This window comes from Stutzerimonas stutzeri (assembly GCF_009789555.1).
Taxonomy (GTDB): domain Bacteria; phylum Pseudomonadota; class Gammaproteobacteria; order Pseudomonadales; family Pseudomonadaceae; genus Stutzerimonas; species Stutzerimonas stutzeri_R.
The window spans coordinates 4,103,131-4,121,403 of record NZ_CP046902.1; the positions used below are offsets into that span (position 1 = coordinate 4,103,131).

The 18,273-nt window shown below is 62.6% G+C and carries 20 protein-coding genes; 8 read left to right on the plus strand and 12 right to left on the minus strand.

All coding sequences use genetic code 11. The features are described 5' to 3' along the window. Positions 1 to 282: 282 nt before the first annotated feature. Entirely contained in the window at positions 283 to 744 is a 462-nt protein-coding gene (locus GQA94_RS19005; protein ID WP_256371957.1) for a glycine zipper domain-containing protein, read from the minus strand. Positions 745 to 927: 183 nt separating this feature from the next. On the opposite strand from GQA94_RS19005, the gene GQA94_RS19010 reads away from it, so the two are divergent. After that, entirely contained in the window at positions 928 to 1,197 is a 270-nt protein-coding gene (locus GQA94_RS19010) for a hypothetical protein (protein WP_158189471.1), read from the plus strand. Positions 1,198 to 1,226: 29 nt separating this feature from the next. Here GQA94_RS19010 and pdxH read toward each other — a convergent pair whose 3' ends face one another. The 4 genes from pdxH to dinG form a co-directional block, all read right to left on the minus strand. Further along, positions 1,227 to 1,874 carry a pyridoxamine 5'-phosphate oxidase gene (gene pdxH / locus GQA94_RS19015; protein WP_158189472.1) on the minus strand — a complete coding sequence of 216 codons (648 nt, stop codon included), beginning with the start codon at positions 1,872 to 1,874 and terminating at the stop codon, positions 1,227 to 1,229. 115 nt (positions 1,875 to 1,989) lie between these two features. Then, the gene (locus GQA94_RS19020; RefSeq protein ID WP_158189473.1) at positions 1,990 to 2,619 is read right to left on the minus strand and encodes an OmpA family protein; all 630 of its coding nucleotides are present in this window, start codon (positions 2,617 to 2,619) and stop codon (positions 1,990 to 1,992) included. A gap of 136 nt (positions 2,620 to 2,755) precedes the next feature. Beyond that, positions 2,756 to 3,904, minus strand: a complete 1,149-nt coding sequence (locus GQA94_RS19025; protein WP_158189474.1) for a serine hydrolase domain-containing protein — start codon at positions 3,902 to 3,904, stop codon at positions 2,756 to 2,758. A 142-nt stretch (positions 3,905 to 4,046) separates the two neighbouring features. Next, positions 4,047 to 6,191 carry an ATP-dependent DNA helicase DinG gene (gene dinG, locus GQA94_RS19030; protein WP_158189475.1) on the minus strand — a complete coding sequence of 715 codons (2,145 nt, stop codon included), beginning with the start codon at positions 6,189 to 6,191 and terminating at the stop codon, positions 4,047 to 4,049. Between the two features lie 88 nt (positions 6,192 to 6,279). On the opposite strand from dinG, the gene GQA94_RS19035 reads away from it, so the two are divergent. Then, the gene (locus GQA94_RS19035) at positions 6,280 to 6,744 is read left to right on the plus strand and encodes a CopD family protein (protein WP_158189476.1); all 465 of its coding nucleotides are present in this window, start codon (positions 6,280 to 6,282) and stop codon (positions 6,742 to 6,744) included. A gap of 80 nt (positions 6,745 to 6,824) precedes the next feature. Here the strand turns inward: GQA94_RS19035 and GQA94_RS23545 are convergent, their stop codons facing one another. Next, entirely contained in the window at positions 6,825 to 7,427 is a 603-nt protein-coding gene (locus GQA94_RS23545) for an OmpA family protein (protein WP_158189477.1), read from the minus strand. Positions 7,428 to 7,633: 206 nt separating this feature from the next. Between GQA94_RS23545 and GQA94_RS19045 the strand changes: the two genes are divergently transcribed. Together GQA94_RS19045 and GQA94_RS19050 are read left to right on the plus strand one after the other, a co-directional pair. Continuing rightward, on the plus strand, positions 7,634 to 8,131 hold the full coding sequence (locus GQA94_RS19045; protein WP_158189478.1) for a DUF6231 family protein: 498 nt from the start codon (positions 7,634 to 7,636) through the stop codon (positions 8,129 to 8,131). A 6-nt stretch (positions 8,132 to 8,137) separates the two neighbouring features. Continuing rightward, complete coding sequence (locus GQA94_RS19050; protein ID WP_158189479.1) at positions 8,138 to 8,626, plus strand: YchJ family protein; 489 nt, start codon at positions 8,138 to 8,140, stop codon at positions 8,624 to 8,626. 66 nt (positions 8,627 to 8,692) lie between these two features. On the opposite strand, the gene fpr is transcribed toward GQA94_RS19050, so the two are convergent. Continuing rightward, positions 8,693 to 9,469, minus strand: coding sequence for a ferredoxin-NADP reductase (fpr, locus tag GQA94_RS19055; RefSeq protein ID WP_158189480.1), 777 nt, complete (start codon positions 9,467 to 9,469; stop codon positions 8,693 to 8,695). A gap of 114 nt (positions 9,470 to 9,583) precedes the next feature. Here fpr and GQA94_RS19060 point away from each other — a divergent pair, with 114 nt between their 5' ends. Next, complete coding sequence (locus GQA94_RS19060) at positions 9,584 to 10,510, plus strand: LysR family transcriptional regulator (RefSeq protein WP_158189481.1); 927 nt, start codon at positions 9,584 to 9,586, stop codon at positions 10,508 to 10,510. 94 nt (positions 10,511 to 10,604) lie between these two features. Here the strand turns inward: GQA94_RS19060 and erdR are convergent, their stop codons facing one another. Beyond that, on the minus strand, positions 10,605 to 11,255 hold the full coding sequence (erdR, locus tag GQA94_RS19065; RefSeq protein ID WP_158189482.1) for a response regulator transcription factor ErdR: 651 nt from the start codon (positions 11,253 to 11,255) through the stop codon (positions 10,605 to 10,607). 236 nt (positions 11,256 to 11,491) lie between these two features. Here erdR and GQA94_RS19070 point away from each other — a divergent pair, with 236 nt between their 5' ends. Further along, positions 11,492 to 12,409, plus strand: coding sequence for a DMT family transporter (locus GQA94_RS19070; protein ID WP_158189483.1), 918 nt, complete (start codon positions 11,492 to 11,494; stop codon positions 12,407 to 12,409). A 13-nt stretch (positions 12,410 to 12,422) separates the two neighbouring features. On the opposite strand, the gene GQA94_RS19075 is transcribed toward GQA94_RS19070, so the two are convergent. Beyond that, positions 12,423 to 13,139 carry a tRNA-uridine aminocarboxypropyltransferase gene (locus GQA94_RS19075; RefSeq protein WP_158189484.1) on the minus strand — a complete coding sequence of 239 codons (717 nt, stop codon included), beginning with the start codon at positions 13,137 to 13,139 and terminating at the stop codon, positions 12,423 to 12,425. 121 nt (positions 13,140 to 13,260) lie between these two features. On the opposite strand from GQA94_RS19075, the gene GQA94_RS19080 reads away from it, so the two are divergent. Continuing rightward, positions 13,261 to 13,653, plus strand: a complete 393-nt coding sequence (locus GQA94_RS19080) for a PA3611 family quorum-sensing-regulated virulence factor (RefSeq protein ID WP_158189485.1) — start codon at positions 13,261 to 13,263, stop codon at positions 13,651 to 13,653. A 35-nt stretch (positions 13,654 to 13,688) separates the two neighbouring features. Here the strand turns inward: GQA94_RS19080 and GQA94_RS19085 are convergent, their stop codons facing one another. After that, the gene (locus tag GQA94_RS19085) at positions 13,689 to 16,094 is read right to left on the minus strand and encodes a xylulose 5-phosphate 3-epimerase (protein WP_158189486.1); all 2,406 of its coding nucleotides are present in this window, start codon (positions 16,092 to 16,094) and stop codon (positions 13,689 to 13,691) included. Between the two features lie 36 nt (positions 16,095 to 16,130). Then, entirely contained in the window at positions 16,131 to 16,364 is a 234-nt protein-coding gene (locus GQA94_RS19090; protein WP_158189487.1) for a hypothetical protein, read from the minus strand. Positions 16,365 to 16,648: 284 nt separating this feature from the next. Between GQA94_RS19090 and GQA94_RS19095 the strand changes: the two genes are divergently transcribed. After that, on the plus strand, positions 16,649 to 17,728 hold the full coding sequence (locus GQA94_RS19095) for an LOG family protein (RefSeq protein WP_158189488.1): 1,080 nt from the start codon (positions 16,649 to 16,651) through the stop codon (positions 17,726 to 17,728). 74 nt (positions 17,729 to 17,802) lie between these two features. Here the strand turns inward: GQA94_RS19095 and recX are convergent, their stop codons facing one another. Next, positions 17,803 to 18,270, minus strand: coding sequence for a recombination regulator RecX (gene recX / locus GQA94_RS19100; protein ID WP_158189489.1), 468 nt, complete (start codon positions 18,268 to 18,270; stop codon positions 17,803 to 17,805). Between the last annotated feature and the right edge of the window lie 3 nt (positions 18,271 to 18,273).

The window sequence follows — 18,273 nt, forward strand, 5'->3', positions numbered from 1 at the left end:
GCGCGCGGCAGTTATATCCCTAGGTAGACCAGATCTCAGCCCGAAGGGCATGGCGGTGTGCGCCGATTATCCATACCGATAGCAGCAACGTCATGAATTCATGTATTTCGAAAAACAAAAAAGGCGCAGCCCGACGACCGAAACAGACGGTACTCAGGCTGCGCCTTGGTTCACTACGCGGCGGCGCAGGCAGCCGCCAGCATGGGCGTGCGGTAACGATCACCGCTGGCTGCGCAATTCCGAGTCAGGGGCATCTTCACCGGCCAAGCGGGTCGGGCGGCATCAAGGCGCGATACGACTGGTGCCATTGACCGTCATGATGCGAACGCGCTGACCGACGCGAAAGACCTGGTTCGGCTCGACCTCCTGGACGTAGGCGCGCATGTTGCCGTCGTCCTCACGCACGGTGATTTCAACACCCTGCGCCCGTGTGATGCCCTCTTCCGCCGCAGCGCCAAGCATCCCACCGGCTACCGCGCCGATCACCGCAGCGACTGCGCTGCCACGGCCTCCGCCGACGCCGCTACCGGCGATTCCACCCACGACCGCACCGGCACCGCTGCCGATCGGCGTCTTGGTGCCCTCGAGCTTCACCGGGCGTAGCGACTCGATGGTTCCGTAGCGGACGGTCTGGACCGTACGCGCTTCATCGCGCGAATAGGAATCCCCCGTAAGGTTGGACGTACAACCGCCGATAGCGAGGGCCACGGCGGTAAAGGAAGCCACGAAAAAGGAGTTGCGCATGATGTACCCTCCTGGGAAACGGTTGTTCATCCCCGACCGCGTAGAGCGCGCGACTGCGGCGAAGAGACGCTTGGCAGCGGCCTCGAGCTGACTCAGCATTCGTGCCAATTAGGACCGTACTTTACCCGAGGCGATCCCTCGCCGCATGCACGACGCTCACCCAGGTGGCGCTACGAGAGGCTAATGGACTACTTCATCATCACCGTTGTCACCTTGGCCGGGCTGGTTTTCCATGCCTGGCTGTTCCTGCATTTCAGGCGCTGGGCCGATCGAGACCTGGCGTTGTCGCTGGCCGGAGACGATCCGAAGAAACGCGAATGGGCGCTGCAGCGGCTTGCCGCAGCAAAAGCCACCAGGGTGAAGCGGAAAGATCTGCAGACATGGCTGGAGCGGGAACTGAACGGTTACGACCGGGATGTCACTGCCGCCAGGGCACCGGCTGCTGGCCGCTGACCCTGGCGGGCGTCGTGCCCGTCAGCGCGTCACGGCGCCAAACGCTCGCGCTGCCAGGCGCTGGCGACGCGCCGATAGTTGAGACGGTCATGAAGGCGGCTGGGACGCCCCTGCCAGAACTCCATCCGCTCCGGCAGCAAGCGATAGCCGCCCCAGTGAGGCGGGCAGTGAGGCGCCCGGTCCAGGAAGCGCAATTCGGTTTCAGCGAGCAGTCGCTCCAGCTCGGCACGATCCCGAATCACACGGCTTTGCGGCGAAGCCCAGGCCCCCAGGCGGCTGCCTAGCGGGCGGACTTGATAATAAGCATCCGATTCGGCCGGACTGACCTTCTCTACCCGCCCCTCGATCCGGACCTGGCGCTCCAGGCTCGGCCAGAAGAACGTCATGGCGGCAAACGGGCAGGCGGCCAGCTGTTCGGCCTTGGCGCTCTCGTAATTGCTGAAAAAGGTAAAGCCGCGATCATCGAGTGCCTTGAGCAACAGCACGCGACAGTGCGGACGTCCTTCGTCGTCTACCGTGGCCAGGGTCATGGCGTTAGGTTCGACCGGAAGCTGCTCCGTCTGCACCGCGTCCTCGAACCAGTGACGAAAAAGCGCAAAGGGCTCGTCCGGCGCGTTCGCTTCGCTGAGGCCATCACGGGTGTAGTCGCGGCGCATATCGGCCAAGGTCTGGGTCATCGCGCAATTCCTGAAAACAGTCGAAGCCAAAGCTTACCGGCTTGTTGGCCAACCTCCTTGATTCAACGCAACACCCGCCCAGGCAATACGTCCCGCGACGGCAAGGTCACGCCCCTTATTTGGCTTTGGCCACCTCCGCCGAGGCGACCTGCGTCGGCTCACCGGGCACTTCGCTGTACTGGGCGATCAAGGCCAGCAGCGTTGGTTGAGGTGCCAGCACCATCTCGACGCGTCGATTCAGGGCGCGGCCTTCCTGATGTTCGTTGGACGCCCGCGGCATGTCCGAACCCAGCCCACGGATGCGCAGCCGGTCGTGCTTCAGGCCACTGAGACGGAAGATCGCGGCGACGGCGCCGGCACGCTTGCGGCTGATCTCCCGGTTGAGGTCCGCCGGCCCGGTACTGTCGGCGTGCCCCAAGACGACCACAGCGGTCTTTTCATCGCCCTCGACCAGCTTGGCCACTCGGCTGAGCGGACCCAAGGTGACCGGCAGCAGCATACCGGGACGATCCGGGTTGAACGATGCATCGACCGGCGCCGTCACCACCAGCACCCCCTCGCGGCGCTCGAGCTCGAAGCGGCTGTCCTTGAGCGCATCCTTCAATCGCGGCTCGTATGCATCCAGCCAGGCCGGGTCGATCACCGGGCCCGGTACGACGGCTATTTCGGTCGGCTTTTCGCTGTTGGAGCTACAGCCGGCAATGACCAAGCAGAGAATAAGGGAGGCGCTTTTCAGCAGGTTCATGAGCCAGGTTCCATGAAGGTGATTTGCGAATACAAGCCGTGCGAGACGGACGCAGAGCTTAAGCAAGGATTCGTCTCAAATTGTGGACGCAGGTCATTGTTATGAAAAGCCTCCTTGTGGCAAACAGACGAGCGGTTCAGCCGAGGCATTGATTCACCGCCCGGGCCAGTGCCTGCGCTCGAGGGTCCATCAGCACATACGGGCCGAGCGTATTGGTGACATAACCGAACGCCACGTCTCGCTGCGGATCGGCAAAACCGATGCAACCGCCAGCGCCCGGATGTCCGAACGCGCCGGGCCCCATGGCGAAGGTCGCATTCTCCATCTCGGGCTGATCCAGCCAGCAGCCTAAAGCGAAACGGGTATGGCTGAGCAGGGTACGATCTTCGCCGACACTCTGTTCGCGTGTCATCTCGGTCAGCAATTCGTAATCGAGCAGCTCACCGCGCAGCAGCCCGTCATAAAAACCCGCCAGCGCACGCGCGTTGCCATGCCCGTTGGCGGCTGGCTGTGCCATTCGCCGCCACTCAGGCTTGTTGGAACTGTTCATGATCGAGGGCGGATTGGTGAAGGCGCGCGCCGTCATCGACTGCGGATCGCCAGTCAACGCCTTGAATACCCGCTGGGCAGCGGCATCCCCAAAATTGTTTTTCTGTCGGGTGAGATAACCGACACGGTGGAACTCGGAGTCGGCCAGGCCGACATGGAAGTCCAGCCCCAGCGGGCGCGCGGTCCGGGCGACGATCGCCTCGCCCGGCTCGCGACCATCGACGCGGCGAATCAGCTCGCCCAGCAGCCAGCCATAGGTAATCGCAGCGTAGCCATGGCCATCGCCAGGCGTCCACCAGGGACTCTCGGCGGCCAGCGCAGCGGTCATCGCATCCCAATCGTACAAGGCTTCGGGAGGTAGAGGCTGGCGGATCGCCGGCAGCCCGGCCTGATGGCTGAGCAACTGCCGCAGCGTAATCCGCTGCTTGCCATTGGCGGCAAACTCGGGCCAGTGCCTGGCGACCGGCTCGTCGAGCTGCAGCTTGCCTTCACCGACCAGTTGCAGCGCCGCCACTGCCGTAAAGGTCTTGGTGCAGGAGAACAGGTTGACCAGCGTATCGCTTTGCCAGGCCTGCTCACCGGCGTTGTCAGCGACGCCGGCCCATAGGTCGACGACGGTTTCGCCGCCGACTTTCACGCAGACGGCCGCTCCGCGTTGCTGGGTCTGCTCGAACAGATCGCTGAACGTCTGTTTGACCGCCTCGAAACGAAGATCGAAATATCCCTGGATCTGCACGCTTGCGCCTCTCATTCCGCTGTGTGATCGGTGCATTGTTTCAGCCGTGCCGGGGCAAAGGAAACAGACTCGCTGCCGATTGCGGACTCATCAGCCACCTGAATGACCCTGTATGCAACCTGCCGGGCCGATGCGTATTTCATCAACCGATTTCACGCCGAAACGGCGGCAATGCATTGAGGATGGCCTTGCCGTAGCGCTGGGTAACGACCCGGCGATCGAGCAATGTAATGGTGCCGCGATCCTCTTCGGTACGCAGCAGCCGTCCACAGGCCTGCACCAGGCGCAACGATGCATCAGGCACAGCGATTTCCATGAAAGGATTGCCGCCCCGCGCCTCGATCCACTCGGCCAAGGCCGCCTCGACCGGATCGTCGGGCACCGCGAAGGGGATCTTGGCGATCACCACGTGCTCGCAGTAGGCGCCCGGCAGGTCGACGCCCTCGGCAAAACTGGCCAGCCCGAACAGCACACTCTTTTCACCGTCATCCACCCGCGCCTTGTGCTTGTTCAAGGTTTCCTGTTTGGACAGGTTGCCCTGAATCAGTACGCGCCGACGCCAGTCGCGTTCAAGCCCCTCGAATACATCCTGCATCTGTTTGCGCGATGAAAAGAGCACCAGCGTGCCGCGCGAGGCTTCGACCAGGCCTGGCAGATCGCGCACGATCGCGGCGGTATGGGCGGTGGCATCACGCGGATCGGCCTTCAGATCGGGCACCCGCAGCACACCGGCGTCGGCATGGTGGAACGGGCTCGGCACCACCGCAGTCACGGCGCAGCGCGGCAATCCGGCACGCATGCGGTATCGATCGAAACTGTTGAGTGCGGTGAGCGTCGCCGAGGTGACCAGCGCGCCGTAGCAGACATTCCACAGATTGCGGCGCAACGTCTCGGCGGCCAGGATCGGGCTGGCGTTGACTTCAATATCGAACAGCGCACCGCCATCGGCCAGCGTCAGCCAACGTGCCATCGGCGGGCTATCCTGCGGGTCGTCAACGGTAAAGGCAGTCCACAATTCCCAATTGCCCTGCGACCGTGTCAGCAAGCTGCCGAACAGCGGATACCATTCTTCTGCCTGGTGACTGGCGATGCCGACGCCCGCCTCACCGTCCATGGCTTCTTTGAGCAGTTCGGTCAGGCGCGTGAACAGGTCGGTCAGCTTGGCAAAGCCCTTTTTCAGCTCGATACCCAACTCGATCAGGTGCTCGGGTACAACGCCTCCGACAAAGCGGTGGCGCGGTCGCTCGCGACCCTCCATGTCTTCCCCGGCCTTGAAATCGGCCAATTGCTCGCACGCACTGAACATGAACTGCTGCTGGCTGCGCAAGTCGCGGGCGATCTCCGGCACCGCTTCGATGAGCCGACCGAGATCGCCTGGCAACGGATGCTGAGCCAGCAGCTTGGTCAGGTTCTTTTCGACCTGGGCAAGCCAGTCGGCGGTTGATCGCAGCCGGGTGAAATGAGCGAAATGACCAATCGCCTTGTCCGGCAGATGATGGCCCTCGTCAAAGACATAAAGGGTGTCGCGCGGGTCCGGCAGCACGGCCCCGCCGCCCAGCGCCAGATCGGCCAGCACCATGTCGTGATTGGTCACGATGACATCGACCTTGGTCATGCCCTCGCGCGCCTTGTAGAACGCACATTGCTGGAAATTGGGGCAATGACGCCCGGTGCATTGGCTGTGGTCGGTGGTCAGGCGAGCCCAGTCGGGATCGGCCAGTTCCTCCGGCCAGCTGTCACGATCGCCATCCCAACGGTTGCCGGCAAGCTTTTCGATCATGCTGCCAAACAGCTTTTCGCTGCGCTCGTCGACATCGATGCGAAAGCCTTCTTCTTCGAACAACTGAGCGGTGGCGCTCTGCGCCTGGCCTTCCTGCAGCAGCACGTCGAGCTTGGACAGGCACAAGTAGCGGCCTCGCCCCTTGGCCAGGGCGAAGGAAAAATTGAGCCCGCTGTTGCGCATCAGGTCCGGCAGGTCCTTGTGCACGATTTGCTCCTGCAAGGCGACAGTGGCCGTCGCGATCACCAGCCGTTTGCCGGCGGCCTTGGCCGTCGGGATAGCCGCCATGCTATAGGCGACGGTCTTGCCGGTGCCGGTCCCCGCCTCGACGGCGACAACCGCCGGCTCACCCTCTCGCCGACCTTCGTCGTCGGCTTTGATCGCGCCCAGGACCTTCGCCACTTCAGCGATCATCAGGCGCTGGCCATAGCGCGGCTTGAGGCCTTTGGCTTCGAGAAATCGAGAGTAGGCGCCCTGGATCTGGGACTTGAGTTCGGTGCTGAGCATGGGCGCGGAAGCTGTATATATTTTCAGTATTTCGATGGGGTGGCTATGATAGCGCGCGTTCGTTCAATCGCCACCGGAGATTTGCCCAATGACCGCCTTCGCCCTGCTCTATTCGTTCCATGTCCTGGCCGCCGTGATATGGGTCGGCGGCATGTTCTTCGCCTGGATGGTGCTGCGCCCCGCCGCCGTGTCCGAGCTTGCGGCCCCCGAGCGACTGAAACTGTGGGCCGAGGTGTTTCGGCGTTTCTTCAAATGGATCTGGGTCGCCGTTCTGGTATTACCGATCAGCGGTATCGGGATGTGGCACATGCGATTCGAGGGTCTCGACGCGGCACCCCGCTACGTTCACGTCATGGCAGGGCTGTTTCTGGTGATGCTGGCGCTGTTCCTGCGGATCCAATGGCTGCTGTTGCCCGAACTCAAACGCGCCATCGCGGCGCAGAACTGGCCTGAAGGCGGCACGGCACTGGGCAAGATCCGCGGCCTCGTCGGCACCAACCTGCTGTTGGGACTGCTGGTCGTGGCATTGGCCAGCGCACGCCCGCTGTTCTGAACCAGCCAGACGAACCGTCGGAGGGCCTAGATGAAAAAGCCGGGCGAAATGCCCGGCTTTTTTTGCAGCATCGCCTCGGATCAAGGACGAGCTTCAACCTCGGCTTCTACACGACGGTTGATCGCACGACCCTCGGCCGTCGAGTTATCGGCAACCGGGCGGGATTCGCCGTAACCGACCGCATCGACACGACTCGCGTCCAGGCCATGCTGATTGACCAGCACATCGCGCACGGCATTGGCGCGGCGCTCGGACAGGCGCTGGTTGTACGCATCGGTACCCACCGAGTCAGTATGCCCTTCGACCACAGTCGAGGTCTGGCCATACTGTTTCATGAAGTCGGCCAGGTCCTGGATGTCAGCCATGCTGTCCTGCTTGACTTCTGCGCGGTCGAAGTCGAACTTCACGTCCAGTTCGACGCGAACGGGTTCGGCCATGGGCTCCGGCTCGGGCTCGGCAACCGGTACCGGCTCAACGGTTTCGACTACGGCGACCGTCTCTTGCTCAGTGCCGTTGGCCCAGCAGTACGCCGCCGCCATACCGCCGCCGATCAACGCGCCATAACCGGCATAGGTACTGCTTTCGATTGCACCCAGCGCAGCGCCAGTCACGCCGCCGACAGCCGCACATGTGGGCCAATCCTGCTTCTGCACCCCTGCACAGCCGGCCAGGACGGTGGTCATTACTATCACGGGTACTGCTGTCCGTAAGCTACTCATTGGTAAAACCTCCTAGTTTGGGATCGGCCAGAGCGCCATGCGGACGGCATAAGCGGCTCTAGTTATTACGAGACTAGGACGGCACGCGCCGCCGCGCTAGTCTTTACGCTGCGACAGAGTGTACGAATCACACATTCTGCCGCCCGAAACGTCTCATCGAGGATCCTGGCTTGGTTGCATCCCATACATTGCAAACACCGCAGCAGGCGCTGGCCGCACTGCTTGAACACCACGTTCCGACGCGGTTGCTGCATGTCGGACGCAGCGACATGCCCGCAATCGACGCATTCAGCCGTAGCCACCCAAACAGTCAGCTCGATCGCTCGCCGTCCGCCCCATTGCCCGAAGACCTGGCCCGTCGTCGCTACGACTTGGCCATCATCGCCGATTGCCTGGAGCACCTGCCCAAACGCGACGGCCTGCAGTTGCTTGGCGGTATTCGCAATCTCAACGCCAGCCGCATCGCGGTCCTGGTCGATCTCGGCGCGTGCGGTTGGCAGGCCACCGATTTTTTCGCCCTCGCGTTGCAGATCAATGCGCATTTCGAGCGCGACGGACAGACCCTGACCCTCTTCACCTACGACCTGCATGCTTACAAGCAGGTTCCGGACTGGTTGAACGCGAAGTTCTGGGCCAATCCGCAGATGTTCGGTAAATATTGGTGGTGATGCCTGATGATCGACCCTGACCCACACCGCGATATCCGCTGCCCTTGTGGCAGCGGCGACCCCCTAGAGGCGTGCTGCGGGCGCTACCACGGCGGGCTCCCGGCGCCGAGCGCGGAGCGGCTGATGCGGTCACGCTACAGCGCCTACGTGCTCGGATTGATCGATTACATCGAGTCCACCACACTGCCTGTCCAGCAGCCTTCGCTGGACCTCCAGTCGATGAAGGCCTGGAGTGCCGGCAGCACCTGGCTGGGGCTCGAGGTGGAAGAAAGCCAACTGCTCGGCGGACAGCCAGAACACGCGCGCGTCACGTTCACCGCTCGCTGGCACGACCTGACGGGTGAGCATGTCCAGCATGAACGCTCAGCCTTCGTCCAGCACGACGGGAAATGGTATTTCATCGACCCGACCGTCCCGCTGAATGCCGGTCGCAACGACCCCTGCCCGTGCGGCAGCGGCCAGAAGTTCAAGAAGTGCTGCGCTGCCTATCTATAGTCTCCCCGCCACGAAAAAGGCCGGCAGGCGTATCGCGCCAACCGGCCTTTCACTGGCGGCGCCCGATCACTTCTCGACGAACGCGCGCTCGATCAGGTAATGCCCCGGATCGCCCATGCGCGGCGAAGCCTTCAGCCCGAAGCTATCCAGGACTTCACTGGTCTCGGCCAGCATGCTCGGGCTCCCGCAGATCATCGCGCGGTCATCCTCGGGGTTGATCGGAGGAAGGCCGATATCGCTGAACAGCTTGCCGCTGCGCATCAGGTCGGTGAGGCGGCCCTGGTTTTCGAACGGCTCGCGCGTCACGGTCGGGTAGTAAATCAACTTGCCCTTCAGGGCGTCTCCAAAAAACTCGTTCTGCGGCAGATGCTCGGTGATGAATTCCCGATAAGCCACCTCGTTCACATAGCGCACGCCGTGAACCAGAACCACCTTCTCGAAACGCTCATAGGTTTCCGGATCCTGGATCACACTGATGAACGGCGCCAGCCCCGTACCCGTGCTCAGCAGGTAAAGATGCTTGGCGGGCAACAGGTCGTCCAGCACCAGCGTACCGGTGGGCTTGCGACTGACCATCAGCGAATCACCTTCCTTGAGGTGCTGCAGACGAGACGTCAGCGGGCCATCCGGTACCTTGATGCTGAAGAATTCAAGGTGCTCTTCGTAATTGGGGCTGGCGATGCTGTAGGCACGCATCAATGGCCGGCCTTCCACTTCCAGACCGATCATCACGAACTGGCCATTTTCAAAGCGCAGGCCCGGATTACGGGTCGTTTTGAAGCTGAACAACGTGTCGTTCCAGTGATGCACACTGAGGACTCGCTCTACGTTCAGGTTGCTCATGTACGGTTTCCCCTTCCAGCGCGCGACGGGCGCTTCGATATTTGCGTGAGTTTAACGGCACCGCTAATATCCGCTAAACGAATATTAACGATATAGCTTATCGGTTATATAGATATGCATTTTACGCTGCGCCAGCTCGAGGTGTTCGTTTCCGTCGCCCGTCAGGAAAGCGTCTCGCGCGCGGCCCAGAGCCTGGCGCTGTCGCAGTCGGCCACCAGCACGTCGCTGGCCGAGCTGGAGCGTCAATCCGGGTGCCAGTTGTTCGACCGCGCCGGCAAACGCCTGTGGCTGAACGCGCTGGGCCGCCAGTTGCTACCGCAAGCGGTGAGCCTGCTCGATCAGGCCAAAGCCATCGAAGATCTGCTCGCCGGCAAAACCGGCTTTGGCTCACTCAACGTCGGCGCAACCCTGACCATCGGCAACTACCTGGCGACCCTGCTGATCGGGAGCTTCATGCAGCGCCATCCGGAGTGCCGGGTGAAACTGCACGTACAGAACACCGCCCACATCGTCCAGCAGGTCGCCCAGCATGAACTCGACCTGGGGCTGATCGAAGGTGACTGCCAGCACCCGGACATCGAAGTGCTGCCGTGGGTCGAAGACGAGCTGGTGGTGTTCTGTGCACCGCAGCACCCATTGGCGAATCGCGCCGAGGCGAGTCTGGAGCAGCTTTCACGCGAAGCGTGGATCCTTCGCGAGCAGGGCTCGGGCACACGCCTGACATTCGACCATGCCATGCGCCATCATCCCGCCAAACTCAATATCCGGCTCGAACTCGAGCACACCGAAGCGATCAAGCGAGCCGTCGAGTCCGGCCTGGGAATTGGCTGTATCTCAAGACTGGCGCTGCGCGACGCGTTTCGCCGGGGAAGCCTGGTTGCAGTAGAAACCGCTGAACTGGATTTGAGCCGGCAGTTCTACTTCATCTGGCACTCGTCCAAGTACCAGACCGCGGCGATGCGCGAGTTCATCGAGCAGTGCCGGGCGCTGACTGCCGGCATCCGGCGCAGTGACGAGATTGTATTGCCGACCATCGCCTGATGACCGAATGAACCGACCCGTCTGCGAACCATCACAGCCGCGAGCGATGGCGTTGCCTGCCGGTTGCCTAAAACGCTGCTCGAGCAGGCCTCGATCAGTTGCCCGGAATCGAACCCATCTGCTGCAGCAACAACGCGGCCTGGGTCCGGGTGCGCACGCCCAGCTTGCGGAAGATCGCGGTGACATGCGCCTTGATGGTCGCCTCGGACACACTGAGTTCGTAGGCGATCTGCTTGTTCAACAGGCCGTCACACACCATGGTCAGTACACGAAACTGCTGGGGCGTGAGACTGGCAAGGCCTTCGCTGGCCGCCTTCGCCTCGGGACTCACATGCGCGACGTCCTGAATGTTACTGGGCCACCATACATCGCCGTCGAGCACCACTTGCACGGCCTCCTGGATGGTCTCCAGGGAGCTGGACTTGGGAATGAAGCCGCTGGCGCCGAATTCGCGCGAGCGGGCGACGACCGCCGAATCCTCTTGCGCCGAGATCATGACCACCGGGATCTGCGGATACTGCCCCCTGAGCAGTACCAGGCCGGAAAACCCATAAGCGCCCGGCATGTTCAGGTCCAATAACACCAGGTCCCAATCGGCGGTTCGATCCAGCTGGGCTTCCAGTTCGGCGATGCTTGCCGCTTCGGACAACCGCACGCCACTGCCCAGGCCAAGCGTCAACGCCTGCTGGAGGGCACTGCGAAACAACGGATGATCATCGGCGATAAGGATTTCGTAAGCAGCCATGGCGGACCTATAGTTTTTATTGGCGCTTTCACCGGCCGGAGCCGGATGCCGGCATCACGCCGGTAAGAACCCGGAATATGCTTGAGGATGGACCGAAGGTGATGATATCGCGCCACCACTGTAAATTCGATCACCGTCGCGCATTTAATCGAGCATTTTGCCAGCCAGACAGCCAGGCGGTGGTCAAGCGCATCGGTTTGAGGCAAAGTTCCCGGCTTTCCCTGACGAGCCCAAACATGCGTAACCAAGCCCTTCGCGCCGATTTCCTGATGCTCATCACGGCCATGATCTGGGGGAGCGCTTTTGTCGCACAGCGGGTCGGGATGGATAACATCGGTCCGTTCCTGTTCACCGGCCTGCGCTTCGCATTGGGTGCGCTGGTGCTACTGCCTTTGCTGCTTCGCCAGGGCCGTGGCGCTGCCCGACATGAACCGTTCTTTCAACGCGGTCTGCTGCTTGGCGGTCTCAGCATGGGACTTGCGCTCACGCTGGGCATCAATCTGCAACAGGTTGGCCTGCTGTTCACCAGTGTCACCAACTCCGGGTTCATCACCGGTTTGTACGTCATCGTCGTGCCGCTGCTGGGACTGATCATCGGCCAGCGAACCGGAATGGGCACCTGGCTGGGGGCGATCCTGGCGGTGGTGGGCATGGCGCTGCTCAGCATCGACGAAAACTTCCAGGTTGCCTCCGGTGACTGGATACAACTGGCCGGGGCATTCGTGTGGGGCGTGCACGTGTTGCTGGTGAGCTTCTTCGTCAGCCGCCACGACGCCATTCGCCTGGCGTTTCTGCAGTTCGTTACCTGCGCGGTGGTCAGTCTGGTGCTGGCAGCAATTTTCGAAGACGCCACGCTGGACAGCATCTGGCTGGCGGCGCCAGCGCTGGTATATGGCGGCATGTTTGCGGTCGGGGTCGGCTATACCTTGCAGGTCGTGGCGCAGAAGCACGCCATTGCCTCGCATGCAGCCGTCATCCTGTCGCTCGAAGCGGTGTTCGCCGCTGTGGCCGGCGCCTTGTTCCTCGACGAAAGCCTCAGCCTACGTGGCTATTTCGGCTGTGCGCTGATGTTCGTAGGTATGCTCGCCGCGCAGCTCTGGCCTCGCAAGCCAGTACCGGCGCCGATTGAGGTTGCGCAAACCGCCAGGCACTGAGCGCACCCGAACCTCACGGGCGGGCGAGCGCGGCCAGCGCCCGGTGAGTGGCATCATCCGGGTCCGGCGTGCGGTGATGCTTGGCCGCCAGGTAGTGATCGGTGAATGCATCGAGCCAGCCGTCCAGCGCACCTGCAGCCTGTTCATCACCGGCCAGCTGCAGGCATAACGCGGCAACTTCCGCGGTGCACAGGTGTTCACTGCGCGTCGAACGACGCAGCCGATAGCGTGACAATACCTCGGCCTGCAGGCTCAACACCGGCAAACGGTTCAGATAAGGGCTCTTTCGAAACATTTTTCGCGCTTCGGTCCAGGTCGCGTCGAGCAGGATGAACAGCGGGCGCCTGCCGGTCACGCGATCGACCGTGGAAACTACCCGCTCGGGTTCGGCGTATTCGCCAGGAAATACCACGAACGGCTCGTATCGGTCATCGTCCAACAATTGCAGCAAGGCCGCATCCACGCCGGTGCGCTGCCAGGTGAAGGCGTGCGTGTCGGCCACGATGTCGGCGATCAGCCAACCGGTGTTGCTCGGCTTCAGCGGCTCGATGTCGTGCATGATCAGGCACACCGCGCTCTGCGCCGCGACATGAGGTTGCCAGGCGCACAGGCAATGGCTGGGCGAGGCTCGACAGCGGGCGCAGCGGGGCGTACGGGAACCGCGTGCGATAAAGGGCTTGGCGCTGCGAGCCAGGCGCGCGTCGCGCAGGCGGGCTACGGCATGAGGCATTGGGAATGTTCGACCGATTCGATTGAGGGCCGCAGTTTATCAGCCTGCGCCGAATCCATGCCGTCGCTGAACCGTGCCGATCGACACCGGTCGAACGTCGGCAGTCATCAGGAGATTTATCATGCACCGTCTGACCACTCTATTCACGCTCTGCCTCGCCCTTCCCTTTGCTCATGCCGCCTCGGCGCAGGATCAGGCACTCGGCCAGTTGCTCGACCAGGTTGCCCGCGAAAGCAGCGTGGGCACGCCGCGCGCGATCAATTCCGACCTTCTCGACGAAGGCTACAGCGTTGACGGCAACGAGCTGGTCAACCACCTGAGCGTCCAACCGCGCCACGCCGCGCAGATGCGTGACAACCCTAAGCAGGTTCGCACACAACTGGCGGCCAGCGTCTGCAACAACGATGGCCTACGCCAACTCATGAGCCAGGGCGCGGTGTTGCGCTTCGAATTCAGCGAGTATCAGAGCAAGAAGCCGATCACCACCGAGCGGTACCGCTCCAGCGACTGCTGATTCACAGGCCTGCCGAGGGCCGCTGATCAACGGCCTTAGCGCAGGATGCGCGGATCCCCTCTGCCCGCTACCGCGGCAGCCTCATCCGGTTTCAACAGAGCGGTCCTCGGCACGTCGAGCAACCGCGCGCAGGCAGCCAGCACATTCGCCCAAGAGGCACGGTTGGCGAATTGCATTCCGGCCTCGTCCAACGTACCGCCGCGGTTACGGTACCCCAGGACCGAACTGCGGCGCGCATCCGGAAGGATGGGCCAGAGGTGACCGCGCGCCACCTCGGGCCGCATATGCGTGAGCATTACCCGCAGCTCCATTTGTTCAGGGAACAGCCGCTCGGCCACGCCGTCGGCGGCGAGCGCATCGATTTCCCAGCGATCGCGTGGCGCCCGGAAACGCCCCGGCTCCTGCAGGTAGACCAGCCGATAGGCAACGCCCGCCTCGTTCAGACGGGCAGCTGCGCGCTGCATTTCGGTCAGTTGGTAGCTGCCGTTGGCGATTAACAGGATGGCATCGCTGCCAGCCCGCTCGTCGACGATGATTGCGCCGTCCCTTGCCAACTGCTCCGCCTGCGCGCGATCGAACAGCGTTGGCCGCTCGCGCTTGGGCATTACCAGGCAAGCCAGGGTCCCGCGTGCACGGTAGATCGAAGGCAGCAGCGCCAAGGCGCTGTTGTGGTCCGCCGGGAACAGCACCCTGGCCATGTCATTCATCTCACCCAGCAGCGCCTCGCAGAAACTGGTGTCCTGGTGCGACTGCTGATTCTTGCCGTTTTCCCAGGTGTGCGACGTGGCGATGAGCGGCCAGCCAAGCCAGCCTGCCGGACGCCCCGCCTCCTTCTGCTGGCGCGAGAAAATCAGGGTCTGACGTACTGCACCGAGCATCTTTACGCAGAACGCCTCGTAGCTCGCCACCAGATTCAGCCCACCCTGGTTGGCCAGGCATGCCGAGACCACTGCCTCTTCGTTCAAGGCGGTGATGATTTTCCCGTCCACCGCCTCGAACGCGCTCTCCGGGTCGATCACACGGTGCTTGAGTGCCTCGAGGACACCGCCAAGGCGGTTGCTCGCCAGTTCGTCAGGATTTCCCACCCTCGGCCGTAGCGAAGGGTTGGCACGTGTCAATTCCACGAAGAATCTGTCCACGGCGGCCATGGGAGAACAGCTGTCCTGCCGATAGTCGAGCGCCGGCATCACGGGCTCGGCGGGCCGTCGAAGCGCCACTGTGTTGTCCCGTTCGGCCGGGCGACCCTGCCGTGATTGCCGTAACAGGTCACGCGCGGCCTCAAGCGCTTCTTGCGGCACGAAAAGCCGCGCTACATGGCTGTTGAACAACTCGCGAGAGGCGTCGTCGAAACGCGGATTCGCGGGTAGTGGCAGATTGTGCGCGGCATTGCTCCCAGCACCATAGAAGCCAAACCCCTTGACCGTCTCGGCGATGCCATACGGAATCGGCAGGGGGTAATGGAGCAGTCCGCGCGCCTTTTCCTCGACGCGCCGCGCCAGCCGCTGCTCCATTTCCCACAGCATGCAGACAAACGCCGCGGGGTCCCGTCCATCGAACAGGATCGGATCGAAGCCACAACGACTCAGATGCTGGCGAAACCCTTCCAGCCCTTCATGGGTGCCCAGCTGGGTTCGCTGCTCGATGCGCCGGCCGTTGGCGATCATGATCGGCAACGCCATGCCGCAATCCTCGGCCCGCCACCAACGGGGAATCCAGTCGCTGCCCCGCTGCTCCTCCGCGGCGCCATCGGAGAGGAACGCCACCAGCGTTTCGCCCGGCAGCGGCATGTGCGCATATTGCAGCTCTGCAAAACCAAGGTAGCCGCCTTCGGCAATGCCACCCCCGGTATGCGCGTTGACATGGCTGCCAAGCGGTGCCGCCGGAGTCCCATCCGCCGCCTGGTGATAGCCATAGAAATCCCCGAGGAGGCGATTGATGCCTGCTTCGCCGTCACCGTAGGCCTGCGCCTGTTCGGGATGCAGATTGTCGCTGAGCAGGTTCAGTGCCTCGATCGCAGCAACGCAGTGTCCCTGCCCCATCAGCCACGCGCGGGTGCTGCCCGTCAGTGCGTTGAGCCCAAGGTAACCGGCGTAGGCGGGAACCATATTCAGCGAGCCGCCGGTGTGCCCTTCCGGCGATGCCTTGAAATCTTCAGCGCAGAGGGCCGCGCCATCGAGCCTGACGCGGCACGCATAGGTCATGTGGACCACCAGCCAAAGCCCGGCCGAAGCGATCCGGTCGATCGCCTGCAACATACGATAGACAGTGGCCAGATCCGGCTGCAGTTGCGCCTGTACCAGTTGATGGGCCAGGCGAAATACCGCCGCCTGGGTCTCCAGCGCATGCTCGAAGACGCCATAGCCGGTCCGCCAGCGTGCGAACTCAGGCTGGTTTTCGGCGTGGCGGTCCAACTCGTCGAGACTGGGCAATAACTGGTTCATGGAGCGCTCCGTTGAATGGCGGTAGCGACAGTCTAGTCAGCGACTGAGCAGCCATCTCTGATATGCATCAAGCTGCACAATCGGAGCGGCGGGCATGCCGGCGCGAATGCCTATGGCGAAGCCTTCAGGCGGCCCTTGGGGCTCACCGTAACCCTTGTCGACACGGGTCATATCCGGCTCGGCCATCTTCCGGCCACCTCGAAGATTCAGCCGCACGCGTCGGGTGGTGTTCGCGGCGCTCTGGACGATGCCGGCTCGCCACTGATGCATGCGCCGCCGCCAATGAGCGACGCGAAGCGGTTGATAGTGCCGACCTGGCGACCGCGACCGGCGCGATCATCAGGCGACACTCGAGGAGTTGACCCGTATCCTTGAGCAGCTCACCGCGACGGCGCCAATGTGCTAAATCACCCTGCCCGCAACCGGTGGCTGCTAGGCTTGAGACAACTGCCGCACGGCTCGCCACGCAATCGCTCAGGGGTGAAGTCAGAGATCGCCGGAACAGGCCCGACACATTGCACGGGCCGCCAGTTCCATTACAAGGGAGACGCTGCATGCCTTTCGAACCGGACGATTACCTGTCGCGACATTTCAAGACCAGCGGCGCGGAGCTGTCGAAGAAAATCGACGAGCTGGTGGCTCTGGTCGTCCCGCCCAATAGCCAGAACCTGCCGCTGTACCGTGAAATGCTGGTCACCGTCATACGTATGGCACAGGCCGACCGGAGCCGCTGGGACGCCAAGATACTGCTGCAGACCATGCGCGAGATGGAACACGCGTTCAGCCGGCTCGAGCCGTTCAAGCGCCGTCGCAAGGTCACCGTCTTCGGTTCAGCACGTACCCCCGTCGAGCACCCGCTGTACGCCTTGGCTCGCCAACTGGGAGAAACCCTCGCGCGCTATGACCTGATGGTGATTACAGGCGCTGGCGGCGGCATCATGGCGGCGGCGCACGAGGGTGCTGGCACGGATAACAGCCTCGGACTGAACATCACCCTTCCGTTCGAGCAGCACGCCAACCCGACGGTCGATGGCACCGACCATTTGCTGTCGTTCCATTTCTTCTTCGTACGCAAGCTGTTCTTCATCAAGGAAGCCGATGCGCTGGTGCTGTGCCCGGGCGGTTTCGGTACGCTGGACGAAACGCTGGAAGTGCTGACACTGATACAGACCGGCAAGAGCCCGCTGGTTCCGGTGGTGCTGCTGGACGAACCCGAGGGCACATTCTGGCAGGATGCGTTGAGCTTCATGCGCCGCCAACTCGAGGAAAACCGCTACATCCTGCCCACTGACATGCGCCTGATGCGCCTGGTGGACAACGCCGAAGACGCCGCCGCCGAAATCGACAGGTTCTATGGCAACTTCCATTCAAGCCGTTGGCTGAAAGACCGCTTCGTCATGCGCATGAACCATATGCTGACCGAGGCCGCACTGGCGTTTTTGAACAGCGAATTCGCCGATCTTCGCCTGAAAGGCCGCTTCGAACAGCAGGCGTGCTGCGAGATGGAACTTGACGAGCCTGAGTTGCAACAGCTGCCGAGGCTGAGCTTCGTATTCAACGGCCGCGACCATGGGCGGCTGCGTGAACTCACTGATTTCATCAACGAAAAACAGAATTGGGTGGTCCAGCCGTAAACGGAGCACGGGCCCAAGGCAAGTCGCGCCGCGTTCGGCAACAGGGAGCAGGCCGAACGTTCGGCGCTTTCGCCTCAGCCTTCGACCGATCCGCTGCGCAACAGCTTGCCAATCATGTCCAGGGGATATCCTCGGTAACTGAGGAAGCGCCCTTGCCGTGCCCTTTCCCGTTGGTCACCCGGTAACTCGCCGGCGAACTTGCGCATCCAGACGTCATGCAATTGCACGTTCCAATCGAAGCCACTGTCACGTAGAGCCTGCTCGATATCCGCTCGGGCCAAGCCCCGCTGGGACAATTCCTCGCGGATGCGCAAAGGTCCGTAGCCAGCATTGGCGCGCATGCGGACGAAGCTTTCCAGATAGCGGGCTTCGCTGAGCAGGCCTTCCTCTGCCAGCCTGTCCAACACCGGCTCGATGAGTTCCAAAGACGCACCGCGAGCGCGCAACTTGCGACTCAGTTCGAGGCGTCCATGCTCTCGCCGGGCCAGAAGATCCATGGCTGCCCGCCGCACGGCGGCGGGGCTATCGAGCACAACCGGCATTCA